The organism is Flavobacterium sp. W22_SRS_FK3, from assembly GCF_052113665.1.
GTDB lineage: Bacteria > Bacteroidota > Bacteroidia > Flavobacteriales > Flavobacteriaceae > Flavobacterium.
On the sequence record NZ_JBGQOF010000007.1, the window covers coordinates 169,982 to 185,850 of the forward strand.

General features: G+C 31.6%; 15 protein-coding genes. 5 read left to right on the plus strand and 10 right to left on the minus strand.

Going from position 1 to position 15,869, the window contains the following annotated elements:
• Window positions 1-50 precede the first annotated feature (50 nt).
• Together ACEN2I_RS09090 and ACEN2I_RS09095 are read right to left on the minus strand one after the other, a co-directional pair.
• The gene (locus tag ACEN2I_RS09090; RefSeq protein WP_441765782.1) at window positions 51-779 is read right to left on the minus strand and encodes a TIGR00730 family Rossman fold protein; all 729 of its coding nucleotides are present in this window, start codon (window positions 777-779) and stop codon (window positions 51-53) included.
• Between the two features lie 231 nt (window positions 780-1,010).
• The gene (locus tag ACEN2I_RS09095; RefSeq protein WP_441765783.1) at window positions 1,011-1,898 is read right to left on the minus strand and encodes a dienelactone hydrolase family protein; all 888 of its coding nucleotides are present in this window, start codon (window positions 1,896-1,898) and stop codon (window positions 1,011-1,013) included.
• A gap of 258 nt (window positions 1,899-2,156) precedes the next feature.
• On the opposite strand from ACEN2I_RS09095, the gene ACEN2I_RS09100 reads away from it, so the two are divergent.
• The gene (locus ACEN2I_RS09100) at window positions 2,157-2,582 is read left to right on the plus strand and encodes a response regulator (protein WP_441765784.1); all 426 of its coding nucleotides are present in this window, start codon (window positions 2,157-2,159) and stop codon (window positions 2,580-2,582) included.
• Between the two features lie 551 nt (window positions 2,583-3,133).
• Here the strand turns inward: ACEN2I_RS09100 and ACEN2I_RS09105 are convergent.
• The 5 genes from ACEN2I_RS09105 to ACEN2I_RS09125 all read right to left on the minus strand — a co-directional run bounded on the left by ACEN2I_RS09105 (window position 3,134) and on the right by ACEN2I_RS09125 (window position 7,721).
• Entirely contained in the window at window positions 3,134-3,574 is a 441-nt protein-coding gene (locus tag ACEN2I_RS09105) for an adenylyltransferase/cytidyltransferase family protein (RefSeq protein WP_441765785.1), read from the minus strand.
• 308 nt (window positions 3,575-3,882) lie between these two features.
• On the minus strand, window positions 3,883-4,452 hold the full coding sequence (locus ACEN2I_RS09110; protein WP_441765786.1) for a ferritin-like domain-containing protein: 570 nt from the start codon (window positions 4,450-4,452) through the stop codon (window positions 3,883-3,885).
• Window positions 4,453-4,470: 18 nt separating this feature from the next.
• A complete protein-coding gene (locus ACEN2I_RS09115; protein WP_441765787.1) occupies window positions 4,471-6,612 on the minus strand; it encodes a catalase in 2,142 nt (713 codons plus the stop codon).
• A 276-nt stretch (window positions 6,613-6,888) separates the two neighbouring features.
• Window positions 6,889-7,092 carry a hypothetical protein gene (locus ACEN2I_RS09120; protein ID WP_441765788.1) on the minus strand — a complete coding sequence of 68 codons (204 nt, stop codon included), beginning with the start codon at window positions 7,090-7,092 and terminating at the stop codon, window positions 6,889-6,891.
• A gap of 38 nt (window positions 7,093-7,130) precedes the next feature.
• A complete protein-coding gene (locus ACEN2I_RS09125) occupies window positions 7,131-7,721 on the minus strand; it encodes a DUF6934 family protein (RefSeq protein ID WP_441765789.1) in 591 nt (196 codons plus the stop codon).
• Window positions 7,722-8,251: 530 nt separating this feature from the next.
• Between ACEN2I_RS09125 and ACEN2I_RS09130 the strand changes: the two genes are divergently transcribed.
• From ACEN2I_RS09130 to ACEN2I_RS09145, 4 genes are all read left to right on the plus strand, one after another.
• Window positions 8,252-8,773 carry an RNA polymerase sigma factor gene (locus ACEN2I_RS09130; protein WP_441765790.1) on the plus strand — a complete coding sequence of 174 codons (522 nt, stop codon included), beginning with the start codon at window positions 8,252-8,254 and terminating at the stop codon, window positions 8,771-8,773.
• Window positions 8,774-9,039: 266 nt separating this feature from the next.
• Window positions 9,040-9,882: a FecR family protein gene (locus tag ACEN2I_RS09135; RefSeq protein ID WP_441765791.1), complete on the plus strand. Its 843-nt coding sequence runs from the start codon at window positions 9,040-9,042 to the stop codon at window positions 9,880-9,882.
• 100 nt (window positions 9,883-9,982) lie between these two features.
• Window positions 9,983-12,607: a TonB-dependent receptor gene (locus ACEN2I_RS09140; RefSeq protein WP_441765792.1), complete on the plus strand. Its 2,625-nt coding sequence runs from the start codon at window positions 9,983-9,985 to the stop codon at window positions 12,605-12,607.
• A gap of 5 nt (window positions 12,608-12,612) precedes the next feature.
• Entirely contained in the window at window positions 12,613-13,455 is an 843-nt protein-coding gene (locus ACEN2I_RS09145; RefSeq protein ID WP_441765793.1) for a DUF4249 domain-containing protein, read from the plus strand.
• Between the two features lie 354 nt (window positions 13,456-13,809).
• Here the strand turns inward: ACEN2I_RS09145 and ACEN2I_RS09150 are convergent, their stop codons facing one another.
• From ACEN2I_RS09150 to ACEN2I_RS09160, 3 genes are all read right to left on the minus strand, one after another.
• The gene (locus tag ACEN2I_RS09150) at window positions 13,810-13,944 is read right to left on the minus strand and encodes a hypothetical protein (RefSeq protein WP_441765794.1); all 135 of its coding nucleotides are present in this window, start codon (window positions 13,942-13,944) and stop codon (window positions 13,810-13,812) included.
• A gap of 15 nt (window positions 13,945-13,959) precedes the next feature.
• Window positions 13,960-14,118 (minus strand): hypothetical protein, encoded by a 159-nt coding sequence (locus tag ACEN2I_RS09155; protein WP_441765795.1) that lies wholly within the window; start codon window positions 14,116-14,118, stop codon window positions 13,960-13,962.
• A gap of 215 nt (window positions 14,119-14,333) precedes the next feature.
• A complete protein-coding gene (locus ACEN2I_RS09160) occupies window positions 14,334-15,137 on the minus strand; it encodes a hypothetical protein (RefSeq protein WP_441765796.1) in 804 nt (267 codons plus the stop codon).
• Between the last annotated feature and the right edge of the window lie 732 nt (window positions 15,138-15,869).

The window sequence follows — 15,869 nt, forward strand, 5'->3', positions numbered from 1 at the left end:
ATTGAAAAGCAGCAACTTATATTTTTTATATTACTTAAATGGTAAAAAAATTAGAAATTAGGACTTAGGTCGTATTTCTTGTAGAATTTATCTAATACAGCAACTACTTCATCTTCAGTGTCTACAATCTTGAATAAATTTAAATCGTCAGGGCTTACAGTTTGCATTTTTTCAACTAAAACCGTTTTTACCCATTCGATCAATCCTGACCAAAACTCAACTCCAACTAATATAATGGGAAATTTTCCAATTTTTTTTGTTTGAATCAAGGTAATGGCTTCAAACATTTCGTCTAAAGTTCCAAATCCTCCAGGCATTACTACAAAACCTTGTGAATATTTTACAAACATTACTTTTCGAACAAAAAAGTAATCAAAATTTAGATTTTTATCGTGATCAATATAAGGGTTAAAATGCTGTTCAAAAGGCAGTTCTATATTTAATCCAACAGAAATTCCACCGCCTAAATGCGCCCCTTTATTTCCCGCTTCCATAATTCCTGGACCACCGCCTGTAATCACACCGTAACCTGCTTTACTAATTTTATAGGCAATTTTTTCGGCCAGCACATAATATTTGTCATCTGGCTTTGTCCTCGCTGATCCAAAAATAGATACACAAGGACCAATACGTCCCATGCTTTCATATCCGTTTACAAACTCGGCCATGATTTTAAAAATCGCCCAACTGTCATTGGTCCTGATTTCATTCCACGTTTTTTGTTTTAAACGATCCTGAATTACTTTGTCCTCATCATTATCAAAATCTTCTAATCTCATTCTTTGTTGTATTATTAATTATTTTTTGGGTTTTGTCTTCGGTTATTAGAGTATAATAATTTCTATCTGACTCACTTTTATATCAGAAAACAACAGCTTTGACAAGTTCTAAAACTTTGACAAAGCTGTTGTACTAAATTAACTCTTTTTTTGAAAATGGTTATAAAAATTGAACTTTTATTAATTGAAGTATAACTTTGAGATAGAATATATTTATAACTTTTTTATATTTTACTTTAGTTTATCATTAAAAAATTTAATGGTTCTTTTCCACGATAAGGTTGCAGCGGTTTCATCATATCTTGGTGTTGTATTGTTATGAAAACCGTGGTTAACTCCCGGATAGAAATAAGCTGTGTTTTCAACTTTATTTTTTTTAAGTATTTCTTCAAAAGCCGGCCATCCTTCATTAACTCGAGTATCCAAACCTGCATAATGCAGAAGTAGTGAAGTTTTTATTTTTTCGGCTTCTTCTTTAGTTGGCTGCCCGCCATAATAAGGAACAGCCGCTGATAAAGATGGTATTTTTACTGCCATCATATTAGAAATCCAGCCTCCAAAACAAAATCCAACAACACCAACATGACCATTACAATCTTTGTATGATTTTAGATATTCATAAGCTGCAATAAAATCTTCCAGCATTTCTTCACGGGTTCTCTTTTTTTGAAGTTCACGTCCGTCATCATCATTTCCCGGATATCCGCCTAATGGAGATAAAGCATCGGGAGCTAAAGTAATAAAACCTTCGACAGCAGCTCTTCTGCCAACATCTTTAATATAAGGATTTAGCCCGCGATTTTCATGTACAACAATGATTCCGGGTAACTTTTTTTTGGTTTCTGCAGGCTTTGACAATTGTCCTCTAATAGTGCCTCCTCCTTTTGGGGATTCATAAGTGATATATTGCGTTTCTAATCTTGGGTCTGCAGACGGAATTAAAATACTATCTGTGTAATTAGGTGTCATAAAGCTTAAAAGAGAAGGTAGCGTTACAGTTCCTACAGCAAAAATGGAAAGTTTTTCGATAAATTGTCTTCTCTCAATTTTATTATGGGCATAATCATCATATAAATCAAACACTTCCTGAGATATATCTTCTTTGGTTAATTTTTTCATAGCGGTTAATTTTTTGAAATTGATATAAAAGTAAAAAATACGAATTATGAATGTTTATTTTTATAAAAATTCTCTTCAAACTTTTAAATTATTAAATGATTTTTAAAGCATCAAATGAAAATTATATAAAGGGAAAATAATATTTTGTAAGTTTTTTTTCCGGTATTTTAGAAATATTTGTATGTGATTTTATTATTTGGGAAGACCAATTAGTAATTTGATTATCGATAAAATTTATAATTTTTAAATTTATGACTTATGTACAAAAAAGGACCCATAGTAATTATTGAAAATAAACAGGGTGATCGTAAGTTGTTTATAGAGGTTTTTTCTGAGTTGAATTATCCAAATCAGGTAATCTATTTTAACAACCCGGAAACAGCCTATAATCATTTACTTAGACATAAAATCAAACCATTACTTATCTTCTCTGATATTGTCCTGTTGAATGTCATGAATGATAAGGTTGTCGAAACAAACCTTGATAATGTAGGTTATTTATTTAATTGCCCCTATCTTTTTTTTACAACATCTTTTAATCAGACGTATGTAATTGATCCGTATTCGATGCCTACACAAAGTTACTTCGTTAAGCCCTTTGAATATGCTGAATTCAAACAAATTATAAAGACAATAATTGATTATTGGCTTAAATCGAAAACAAATGTGTATAATAAAAATTGACTAAGAGTATTGATATAAGTGATTAGAAATAGTAATTTATGATTTTTCGTTTTATTTTTTTAAAATTTATAAATTAGGTAATTACATAATTCTATTTTTTTGTTGTATAATTCCCACTTTGGTGTCTTTTTTTTAGTGACAATTCATGTGCTCAGTTGGAAATTAAATTTTAAAAAAAAACCTGAAACGATTTGTCATTACAGGTTTTTGTTTCGATAAAAAATAAGTAGCAGGCAAATATTTAAAAATCAACTCGATTTCAAATAAGTTTCACATTCATAACATTATCCTTTACCGCTTTTACAAAATAGGGACTAAGAAGCTTTCAGATAGAACTCCCAAAGGAAGAGGGTAGAGAGGGTAGGAAATAGTGATATCTATTTCTGTAGCTTTTCCTTTTTATGTAAGAGTAACCTTTCCTGCATTTGATAGATGAATTGGTAAAGATTTACAATTTTAGCTCTCAGGTTAGTTTCCTATTACGGCTGGATTTAGCCATCAACTTGCATATGGTATAATTTATTGGCTTTACTGATTGTCAATATATCATTTTATACTAATTTCAGACTTTCGCGTTCATACACTTCTTTTCGTAGTCCACTGCTGGAGAAACGGTGATTACGTTTATTGAAAACCAGTTTGATTTCCATTTTTTCACAATATTCACGACCTGTAAAAATTTTATCTTTATATTCTTCACCAAGAATTCGCACATCAATAGGAAACGCCTGAAGTATGTCCTGAAGATCCTGCTCTGTAGTATACGGTATGATTTCATCGACAAATTTGCAGCCTTTAAGTTGTATATATCTTTCAACAACAGATTGTGTAGGTTTGTTTTTTTCAGGTCTGTCAATTGTAGGGTCTGTTTGTAATCCTACAATTAAATAATCGCAGTGCTGTTTTGCTTCTTCAAGCATTCGCACATGACCTGCATGTAATAAATCAAATGCACTAAATGTAATTCCGGTTACTGTTTTCGTTAATTTCATCTTATTATAATTTTATTACGTTTATTTAATATTTAAACTTTTTTAATTGTGAAGTAGACTTTGTATAGAAATTTTCTACCAATCGTATTGTTACATATCAACTTGCACAAAAATAAAAGTAAATAATGATAATTTCTTACAAATAAAATTTCAGAAATTACATAATTTGCATGTTTGAACTTTCGAAAAAATAGAAATTATGTATTTAATTAGATGTAAAGACTCTTTTATATATTGAGAAATAGTACTAACAAAAAACATCTGCACAAACGGCAGATGTTTTTAAAATAAAGTAAGCAGAAAAAAAATTACTCAGCAGCTACCATATTAACAGCATTTAGCGCAATATTATTAAGAAGGCAATCTGCCTCTTTTTCTTCAGCCAGTGTTTGCATCAATAATTTAGCAGCGTCATTTTCTCCAAGTGTTTTCGCAAAGGCACATAAAGTACCATATGTTGCAATTTCATAATGCTCAATTTTTTGTGATGCAGCAATGATACCTGCATCTCTTACAGCACCGGGCTGTGTTTCTTCAAGTATGCTATCGCCCTCTTTAAGTAATCCCGCCATGGCTTCGCATTTTTTTCCTTCTGCTTTTTCTCCAAGCAGTTCGAATACGTTTTCAAGTCGTGTAACTTGATTTTTAGTGATAGCAAGATGTTCTGAAATAGTAGTCGAAAGAGCTGCTGATGTAGCGTTAGAAGCCATTTTTGGCAAAGCGCTTACAAGGGCATTTTCTGCCCAGTAAATATCTTTTAGACTGTCAATAAAAAAGTCCTTAAGCTCTGAAGCTGCATTTGCTCCAGGTGCTACTATAAGTTTATCTTCTTTTCCAGCAGTGTTTTTAGCTGGGGTTGGTTTTTCTGAATTTTTCATTGTTTGTGTTTTTTATGTTTAATTGTATAAGTTTTCTTCACGTTCCCAAATACGGTGATTAGCCATAGCGGTCATAAAATCTTGTGCAAATGTTTCGCTTCCGGGATCACTTGATAATACAATTCCTGCATCATCATTGCTTATCTTTGAAGCAAATGGCATTGCATTCAGTACGCTTGTTGCTTCACCATCGGCACCAATAACTTTGCAGTGTTTATAAGCATCAGTCAGGAATTCTATCACATCATCATTTTCTGCCAATACATTAAGATTTTCACCATGTGGAATATAAAGAGCATCAAATAATACTGATGAAGTGGTAATAAAGCTAAAATCTACCGGAATTGCACCATCTGTGTCTGTGGTTACTGTTCCCAGATGTGGTGCAATGATACAACCTTTAGCACCTTCTTTTAAAAGCATTTTTTTCATATTCATCACAGCAGTTTCAGAAACGCCGTCATTACAAATAATAGCTACTTTTCTGGATGCAATCGTAGGGGTGTTTGTTGGATTTTTGATCATTGAAAGTGAATCAGAAGATTCAACAGACGATTTCACGGTTTTAGGTTCCTGATCTCCCATTTCATTTTCAGGAGAAACCCCATGATTTATAGGACACTCAAGGACTGCTGGAACAGTAGCGCCAAGACCTATGGCAACTTTTTCTGCCAATTCTTTATCAACCTGAGATAAAAGACCAAGCATTCTCATTCTAATGGCAGTTGTTTCGACTTTACCCAATTCAAATCGCAGAGCTCTTACAATATGGCTCTTTTCTGTTGGAGTCTGGCTATTGAAAAACAATTTTGCCTGTCCGAAATGGTCAGCAAAACTTTCACTTCTTTCTCTGACTTTATGAGCATCAACCCGTTCGTTAAAACTTGAAAAACCGCCTTCAGTGATTTTAGCCTGAAAAGGACATCCGCCTCCAAGTGAATTTGGATGATAACTTACACGGCCTGTATTAATTTCCTGTCGCATATGTCCGTCGCGCTGGTTGTTATGAACCGGAGCAACGCTTCTGTTAATTGGAATCTCATGAAAATTTGGACTTCCTAATCTCGAAAGCTGCGTATCTGTGTATGAAAATAATCTTCCCTGTAAAAGTGGATCATTCGTAAAATCAATTCCTGGAACAACATGTCCGGGATGAAAAGCAATCTGTTCTGTTTCTGCAAAGAAATTATCAGGATTTTTGTTCAATACCATTCTACCAATTATGGTTACAGGAACAAGTTCTTCCGGAACGAGTTTTGTTGGATCCAGTAAATCGAATTCGTATTTGTGTTCATCTTCCTGTGGAATTATCTGTATACCTAATTCCCACTCTGGGAAATTACCAGCTTCAATGGCTTCCCATAAATCTTGTCTATGAAAATCAGAATTTTTACCCGAAATTTTTAGCGCTTCATCCCATACTACTGCATGAGTTCCTAATTTAGGTTTCCAATGGAATTTTACAAAAGAAGATTCACCGGCTTCATTGATTAATCGGAAAGTGTGTACACCAAAACCTTCCATCATTCGATAACTCCTCGGGATAGCACGATCAGACATTGCCCACATAATCATGTGCATGGATTCAGGCATCAGCGAAATAAAATCCCAAAAGGTATCGTGAGCAGATGCAGCCTGAGGTATTTCATTATGCGGTTCGGGTTTTACTGCATGAATCAAATCCGGAAATTTTGAAGCATCCTGAATGAAAAATATCGGAATGTTATTTCCAACTAAATCATAATTTCCCTCCTGAGTATAAAATTTAACGGCAAATCCTCTCACGTCTCTGGCAAGATCTGTAGAACCTCTAAAGCCTGCTACTGTCGAAAATCTGGCAAAAACCGGAGTTTTTAATCCGGCTTCCTGAAGAAAACCAGCTTTTGTTAGTTCGGGTATCGGATTAGTTACTTCAAAAAAACCATGTGCTCCTGAACCGCGTGCATGTACAATTCTTTCCGGAATGCGTTCGTGATCAAAATGGGTAATTTTTTCTCTCAATATAAAATCTTCGAGAAGAGAAGGACCTCTTTCGCCTGCTTTAAGCGAATTGTTGTCATCATTGATACGAAGTCCCTGATCTGTAGTAAGAAACTTATTAGTTCCATCTGATTTGTTTGGTAACAAATCGCGTTGTTTTTCGTCTTGATAATTTTTCATATACGGCAAATTTTAATTAAATTTTTAAGGTTGTTAGATTGTTTACTTTCACAATATGAGTGATTTATAAGACTGATTGTCTAAACAATTTCAAATTTAATTTATCTATTTGCTAAGATTTTATAACATTATGTTCTTACATTGTACAATTACCATAATAAGTTTAATAAATTGTTTTTTACGAAATGTAAATACTCTTGGTGTGAGAAAATTAAATCAACAAAAAAACCACCTAACTTCTTAGATGGTTCTTGTTTTTTCGAATTAAAATATCAATTATAATGCGCTATTCTGCATTTTGTTTATTTTGTTTATTTTTTCAGGGGTATCAAATACTTTTTCAAAAAGCTTACTTTTTTCTATGGCAAATTTTTCTACCGCTTCTAACTCCTGGATAGTCATTTTAGGACGACCTGCCCAAAAGTTAGTAGATTTTTCTATTTGCTTTTCTACTAAATCTCTTAATTGTTTTGCTCCCATAACGTTACAAATATAGTATTTTTTTATTATTTCAATAATCAGAAGTCTTTTTTTAACTTTAATAAAATAAATTGATAATCAGCAGTTTTGGTTTTATTATATTTTTCAATATTCCTTATTTCTATACTATTGCTAAGTGATGTCAGGTCTTTTTCACGAACTGTTCTTTCGTGTGCTTTTCCTTTTCTTTTAATCGTTTGTTTTTTTTCAATAACTTTAATTTCTTCTTCTGTTTTGCCTCCAGAGATATCCAGATATTGTTTTAAAATGATAAGATTCGAAGATATTTTTTGTTTGTATAAGCGGTGTTTATGAAGTGTGTTTCCAAAAAAAAGAATTGTATGATCAGGATTTGAGATAAAAAAATGAAGAATGCACATAAAGACTGTAGCCAAAACTTCATCATAATCATTGTTGTTAATTTCTGCCAGATCATTAACAGTTATTGTGTCTTCATGATTTTCCAAATTTCCAAAACCAACGCTGTACCAATTGAGATTTTTATTTATTGGTGAAATGGAAACAATTTTAGTTATTTCCTGTATTCCTACACTAATGAACCGAAATTGGTAAACTTCATTAGTAATACCCTCAAAATTATAACTGTACGCTTTGTCTAAAAAATCCAAATTTATTCCAATTTAGAAGTAAATATAAATATCATTTTTAATTATTTAGTATCAGTAGGAATTTTATTATTACAATTTTATTCTAAACCTTCTTTTGTTGCATAATTTTGAGAAAAATTAAAAAAAAACGATAACCAAAAATAAGATAAGATTCAATGTTTTTCCAAAAACGTTTCCAGTGAATTGAATCCATCTTATTTAAAGATTATCGTTATTTGTATATACGTTTGAATTGGTTTTTGGGTTTTGAATATCAGCTTCAAATTTTGAACTAAGTTATTAAAAATTATTTATATTGTAGGATTTTTACAATTAAAATTTGTTTTAAATTAAGTTTAATCGTAGGTATTTAATTATTTGCTATTAATTTCAATTAGTATGAAAATTTAATTTTAACATAATTTTTTAGAATAAATTTATGTTCTTTGTACTTTAACTTAAAGCTGCCTTTTGATTTTCTCTGAAAGTCCTTAATTAGATTACAATATTATTTTGGACATTGAGTTAAGTTTTATTATCATGTTTACGTTATGGACAACAGAAAATTTATTTTAAGTTTAAAAAAAGGCGATGAGGTTTCTTTTAAACAAGCTTATTTAAATTACTATGACAAGCTGATAAACATTGCTAAACGATTTAATTTTACAGTTCTTACCCCACAAGATTTTGTTCAGGAGACTTTTTTAAGGTTGTATAATAAAAGAGACTTACTGAATGAAGATGTTTTATTTGATAAGCAATTATTTGTGATTTGCAAAAACATCATTATTAATCATGTTAACAGAGAGAACAAAATAATCCAACTTGATACTATACAGCTTCAGCCTGAGCAAGAAGATACAGATTCAGGAATTTTTGAAGAAAGAAGCGAAAAATTACATAATTTTATAAACCAGCTTCCGGAGCAGCAACAAAAAATATTTACTCTACATAAACTGGAAAACCTTAGCTATAAGGAGATTGCAGCTATGACAGATCTTTCTGAAAAGACGATAGCCAATCATATTTATCTTGCCAGTAAATTTATTCGAAAAAAAGTCGAAGACCATTAGGAACTTTTCTGTTCTCGTTTGTTATATATATAAACAGAACATAAATGAATATTGAGGCGTATAAAACAAATGTCAGAACTAAAAAAGACGCAAGCTTAATTGTGGCTCTCTTACAGTTCATTATATCCGATTGTATTATATATTTTGATTTTAAAAATCGTCAAAGAATTTTAAGAATAGAAACTAACAGGGAGATTAAGGAAATGGTATATAGTGTTTTTAATAAGCAGGGATTTTATTGTCAGAAACTTTAACGCTCCAAAGACATGGATGAAAAAAAAATAGAAGAAGAATTAAAAAAGATATGGGACGAAATTCCTGTTTCACATTCAGATATTGAAAAAAAGGCTTGTTGGGAAGAATTTCAAGCTAAAACTTTCGCAGTAAAAAAGCCAAAGTTCAAAGTTTGGCGTTATGTAGCTGCAGCGTCAGTTTTACTTTTTATGCTAATAGGAACCGGTATTTATTTTAACAGAAGCCCGTTGCAGGATAATTTTTACCTTGCTTCAAATGTAATTGAAAATACTAGTTTGAAAACGCAGACTGTTTACCTGCCGGATAGTTCAAGAGTACGCCTAAGTTCACATTCTACGATTACCTATTCTAATAATTTTGAAAATAACAGAAAGATTATACTGGAAGGGGAAGCCTATTTTAAAGTTATAAAGGATAAAAAACATCCGTTTCAGGTTTTTTGCAATCAAACTACAACTACTGTGTTAGGTACTTCTTTTACAGTTAAAGAATATAATAAAAAAGAAGTTTCTGTTGAACTTTACGAAGGAAGCGTTCAGATGAATGTAAAAGACCAGAATAAAAAATGGATACTGAAGCCGGGTGAAAAATTTATTTACGAAAACAATATTGCTGAAGTATCCCTATTCAACAGGTTTACGGATTTTGATAATGAAAAACTAAGTGTAGTCAGCGATTATATTATAGCAAACTATGGTTACAAGATGGCTATTCCACAGGAATACAATAATCAGCGAATTACAGTGAGAATAAATAAAAAAGAAGATTTAAAAACGATCGTTCAATTAATATCAGAAATGTATAACCTAAAATTTGAAATAAATGAAGAATTAAAACAGATTACTTTTCGATAGAAAAGAAAAGGATGTACTAGCCGCGAAACTAAACATCCTCCTCATTGTCAGGATAGTATAAAACTATTCCATTTAATAATATTCAAAAATACAAAAAATCATGAAGCATATAATTTACGCATGCTTTTTTTTATTCAGTTGGTGTATATTTTCTCAAAACGTAAACGTAACTGTAGATAAAATGCTAACATTAAAAGAATTCTTCAGGCAGATAGAAAATCAGTCCGATTTTAAATTTGCCTTTACAGATCAAATTGATACGAGCCAAAAATATTTTACTCAAAGAAACATTTATAAAAATATCGAAATAAAAGAATTAATCAATGAACTTAATAAAAGTAATTTGATTCAATTTTCGATTGTAGGCAATAATATTTTTGTAAAGCAAAAAATGTCTAATTCGAATTCTAAAAAAGCTAAAAAAAAAAATAAGCTGACAGGTCAAATTCTTGATGATAACAAAGAGCCTGTTATTGGTGCGAATGTTTTTATTAACGAACTGGAAATGGGTGCTACAACTGATAGAAATGGGATGTTTTCATTTGAATTAGATCAAGGAACTTATACGGTTTTAATTAGCTATATAGGTTTTAAAAATCAAGAAAAGCAAATTACTATTTCTGATGATACAAGAATAGATTTTAGTATGGATGCCGATAGTCATCAATTAGAGCAGGTCATTGTAACCAATAGCAAAGCGGTCGATATAAAAAACACCCAGATGAGTGTAAACAAACTTACTATGGAAGAGATCAAAAAGATTCCATCTGCTATGGGAGAACCGGATCCTTTAAAATCTATATTGACATTGCCCGGAGTTACTAATGCAGGAGAACTTTCCTCGGGTTTTAATGTCCGAGGAGGTGCGGCCGATCAGAATTTGATTCTTTTAGATGGTGCTCCAGTTTATGGAGACTCTCATATGTTTGGTTTTTTCTCTGTTTTTAATGCAGATGTTGTAAACTCACTGGATTTATATAAAGGCGGTATTCCTTCTAAATTTGGAGGAAGGGTTTCTTCTGTTCTTGATGTAAGCCAGCAGACAGGAGACTTTGAAAATTACAAAGTTAATGGGGGTATAGGTTTAATATCAAGTCGTTTGTTAGTTCAGGGTCCTTTTCAGAAAGACAAGGGTTCGTTTCTTATTGCAGGCCGGACTTCCTATGCTCATTTATTTTTAAAACTGGCAGATAATAATAATTCGGCTATGTTTTATGACATTAATGCAAAGTTGAATTATCGTTTAAATGCCAATAATACCATTGCTTTTTCTGGATATTTAGGAAACGATGTTTTTGATATAAATGATCGCTTTGCCAGTACGTACGGAAATACAATGGGAATATTAAACTGGAAACATGCATTTTCTGACAAGTTAAATACAAATTTAGCTGTTTTCTACAGTGATTATAATTTTAATCTTGGCATTCAGGCAGAAAATTTTGAGTGGGATAACACTATAAAAAGCTTTGGTTTTAAGTATATTTGGAATCATTCTGTAACAGAAAAACTTAAACTTAATTATGGAATCGACGGTCAATATTATGACTTTAATCCCGGAACCGTTCAGCCAACCAGTTCAGATTCACAGTTCAATTACAAGCAGCTTGATAAAAAATATGCTTTAGAATCTTCTGCCTATCTTGATTTCGAACATCAGATTACAGAGAAATTAAATCTCCGTTACGGACTTCGTTATAGCATGTTTTACCGTCTGGGAGGAGAGAACATTAATACTTACGAAAATGGAAAGGCAGTTGTATATAATCCGTTATATAATATTTATGAAGAAGGAATTCCAACCGGGAGTATAGCTTATAAAAGCGGAGAAACGATCAGTAAGTTTAATAATCTTGAACCGCGTGCTGCATTATCATATGCTTTTAATGACAACAATTCCATAAAAGCAAGTTATAACAGGATGGCGCAATACATTCATATTTTATCGAATACACAGTCGCCATTGCCAATGAATATATGGACACCAAGCGGACCTTTTACAAAGCCACAGCTTCTGGATCAGTATGCAACAGGGTATTTTAAGAATTTTAAAGATGGAGATTATTCTTTTGAGGGAGAACTATTTTATAAAAATATTCAAAACCGCATTGATTATATAGACGGGGCTGATATTTTGGCAAATAACAATATAGAACAGGTTATTTTGAATGGTAAAGCCAGATCATACGGTATGGAACTATTATTTAGAAAAAATACCGGTGATTTTACAGGGTGGGTTTCTTATACCTTGTCAAGAGCAGAACAAAAAACGCCAGGCCGAACACCAGAAGAACCAGGTGTAGCAAATGGTGACTGGTATTTATCAGGATATGACAAGCTTCATAACCTAAATATTGTTGGAAGCTATGAATACAATCCAAAATGGTCATTTAATGCTAATTTTTCATTGCAGTCAGGTCAGCCGGTAACATATGCAAATGGCTATTATGAATTTGGAGGGATCAACATACCTAATTTTTCATTGAGAAATGAAAACAGACTCCCACTTTACCATCATCTTGATCTTGCGGCGACTTACACGCCTAAACCGGATAAAAACAAAGGATGGCAGAGCTATTGGGTATTTAGCATCTATAATATCTACAACAGAAAAAATGCCGCTTCTATGACGTTTGCAACAAATGAGGATACAGGAGCAAATGAAACCAGAAGACTGTCTATTTTTGGAATAGTACCTGGGATTTCTTATAATTTTAAATTTTAATGAATATGAAAAGGATAGAAAAACATACTTTTAAAAGTAAAACATGGGCTTTATGTAGCCTTCTTTTTGTGTTGTCTTTTTCATCTTGTGAAGATACGGTAACACTTGATTTAGAAACCGGAGAAAGCAGATTGGTAGTTGATGCAGAAATTATTTGGCAAAAAGGAACAACTGGGAGTGAACAGACTATAAAAATTAGTAAAACGGCTTCTTATTACAACAATACTACACCAAAAGTGTCCGGAGCTCAGGTAAGAATTGAAAATAGTACTGGCGATGTTTTTGCTTTTAATGAAACAGAATCAGGTACTTATGTATGTACTGATTTTATTCCTGTGATCAATATGGATTATACACTCTATGTAACCGCAGAAGGACAAAGTTTTACAGCGGTAGAAAAATTGATTTCAGTAACATCAATTGATAAGGTAGAGCAAAAGATTGTTCCTGATTTTGGGGGAGAAGATGTTATAGAACTTACCTTTTACTATAAAGACCCGGCTGATGAAGTCAATTATTACCTTACAGACTATCAAAGTGATTTTTTGCTTTTTCCTGAATATGAATTAACAGATGATGAATTATTTAATGGAAATCTAATAAATAACAGATTTTCAGACGAAGATAAAATGAAACCAGGAAAAACCGTGAATATTACACATCGTGGCATTTCTAAAAATTTCTATAATTATATGAATTTGCTCTTAGATGTATATGGAGGGAGTCCTTTTTCTATACCTCCAGGCAATATCAGAGGTAACATTGTAAATACAACTGATCCCAACAATTTTGCTTTTGGCTATTTCAGACTTTGCGAAGCAGATCAAGTTTCTTATCTGGTAAAATAAAAAGATTAGGCTTTTAGGTTGATTTGTAAGTGCATCTGTCATTAAAATAATTTTATAGGCAGATGTATTTTTTTATATTAATTTGTTCAAGACGTACATTATTTTTAATTCTTTGCATATTCTTTTTTTATTCCCTGCAAAAGATGATGAACGTTAATATTTTCATTTTCATCTTCCAATGTTCTCAGACAGGCATATTGAATAATATTTACAATATTGGAAACCGGTAATCTTTTCACTATAAGTAAATGGCGACTGTTATAATAATATATAGAAATCCTGTTTTTTCAGTATAATAAATCCCCAGCTCAAGTTTTAATCAGATTAGGGGATTTATTTTTAATACTTTTTCGATTATTTCAAATTGATAACTACTTTTTTGATTTGTCCTGTGAATTTGAATGGAGGTTTATTGAAGGTAACGGGTTGTACGGTATCTTCACCAATTCCCAAAGTATTGATTCCAAAACGGCCGGCAATTCTTGTCAATACGACTTTCAGCTTTCAGCAAGCTCTGCCTGCTTTGCAACTCGATTGCGCATAATGATCTGTAAAACGTAGTCCTTCAAGACCAATTCTGTCAATATTTGGTGTTGTATAGCCTATAACACCCATTTCGTATACACTTAGATTTTCCCAACCAATATCATCAACCCAAATCATTAGGATGATAGGTTTTGATGTGTTGAGTTTTGAACTGGAAATAACTTTTGTGCCTTCTTTAAGAGTTTGTGCTTTTACAATCAATATATAACTAATACTAAGAATGTTAGGAATAATTGTTTTTCATGAAGGTGTATTTATAAATTATAAAAAAAAGTCGTTATTCTAATTACTTTTTTAAATCTAACGGAATTAATTTTTTAATAATTTTGGAATTACTTTTTAGGATATAATAAAATCACATTCAATCGCAAGCCCCAATCCGGGTTAAAAGGATTATTACCATAATATACTTTTGGTCCGCCGCCTAACTGCATCATTTGATTGCCAGCTTTTACTACTTTGGCATAGTAAGCACCTACAAGACCTCCAAAAACATCATTGTTCCAGCTTTGTGTATTCTCAGATGCTATTGTATAAGAGGCCCCATCTGGTGTTGCATATGTAACAAAAGGCTGAATAAAGGATGCACTGATATCATTGCCGCTACCGGCATACGACCACATGTGATTTACTAATGCGCCATAAGTAAATTGACCTTTTAGTTTTAAGAAAACCGCATTTGGCCCTGCAGCCCATGTATGTCCTCCAAGAATATCATCGGTTGCAGTTGGTAGCAATAAAACGGGTCCAACTCCCCAAATTAAGCCTCCCTTAGAAGGTTCTTTTGGAGAAAAGAAGATACTTTGAACAATATCACCAAGTCCAGTTTGATTTTGGTTATCAATAATCACATCACTTTGTGTTATTATGGGTACGATCGTTCTACTAATCAAATTCCAGTTTTCACTAATACTTATTGGTATTACCGGTTGAATATTCAAATTGTAACGGAAGCCTTCATTTGGGCCAACATTAAAATCTAAATTATTTTGAAGAGGGATACTGATTAAACTGGCTACAGGATTAGCTAATTGTTTAGCTAAATCTTCAGCCGATTTTACGGAATCTTCCTGAGCCAATAAAATTAAAGGTAAAAGACAAAATAATGCTGTAGTAATTTTAGATTTAATTTTCATAGATTTTTTCAGTATTAAATGGTTTTATAGAGTTTGTTATTACTTATTCATTTTCCAGTATTTTGGGTTATAAAATATGAAGTGCTACCGAAGCATTTCCTGATCATTATTTATCAACAGTATCATAAAATGATCAAATTTTAATGAGCCTTGTAATCTGTAAACCATTATTTCATCTTCAATTTATTGATCTAATATCATTGAAAGTTTTTGAAGTGAAAGAATGATGTTTCAAATTATAAAATGAAACATCTGTTTGCTTTAATAATTCAGATAGACTTATGTTAATTTTTATGTAATATATTTTAATTTTTCTTTATTGTAATACTATTGTAAATTGTCTAAGTTGTCATAATAAAATGCTAAGGCTTGAAAATAAATCATCAAAAAGTACGATTTGTTAAAAAATGATCCTGTTTTAATAAAATGAATTAATAATCTTTCCTTAAATCAAAATTAAAACATAAAAGCGATTATATAGTTTTTAATCCCAGGCAGTTGGTTTCATTTTATAACTTGAAACACTTTTCCTTTTTTAAGATTCCTTTCACATTTTATTATAACTTAATTTTAAGTTTTTATTACAAATCCTACTTTTTGGGATTTATATGTATTGAATTTTCTTGTGATTCCATTTACAAGTTTTTTAAAGCCGCTCTCTTTAGTGTTTACGCCTTCTGCATTTAATTAAGTAGTTATAATTCATTTTTAAATTTTAAAATAAAAAAATTT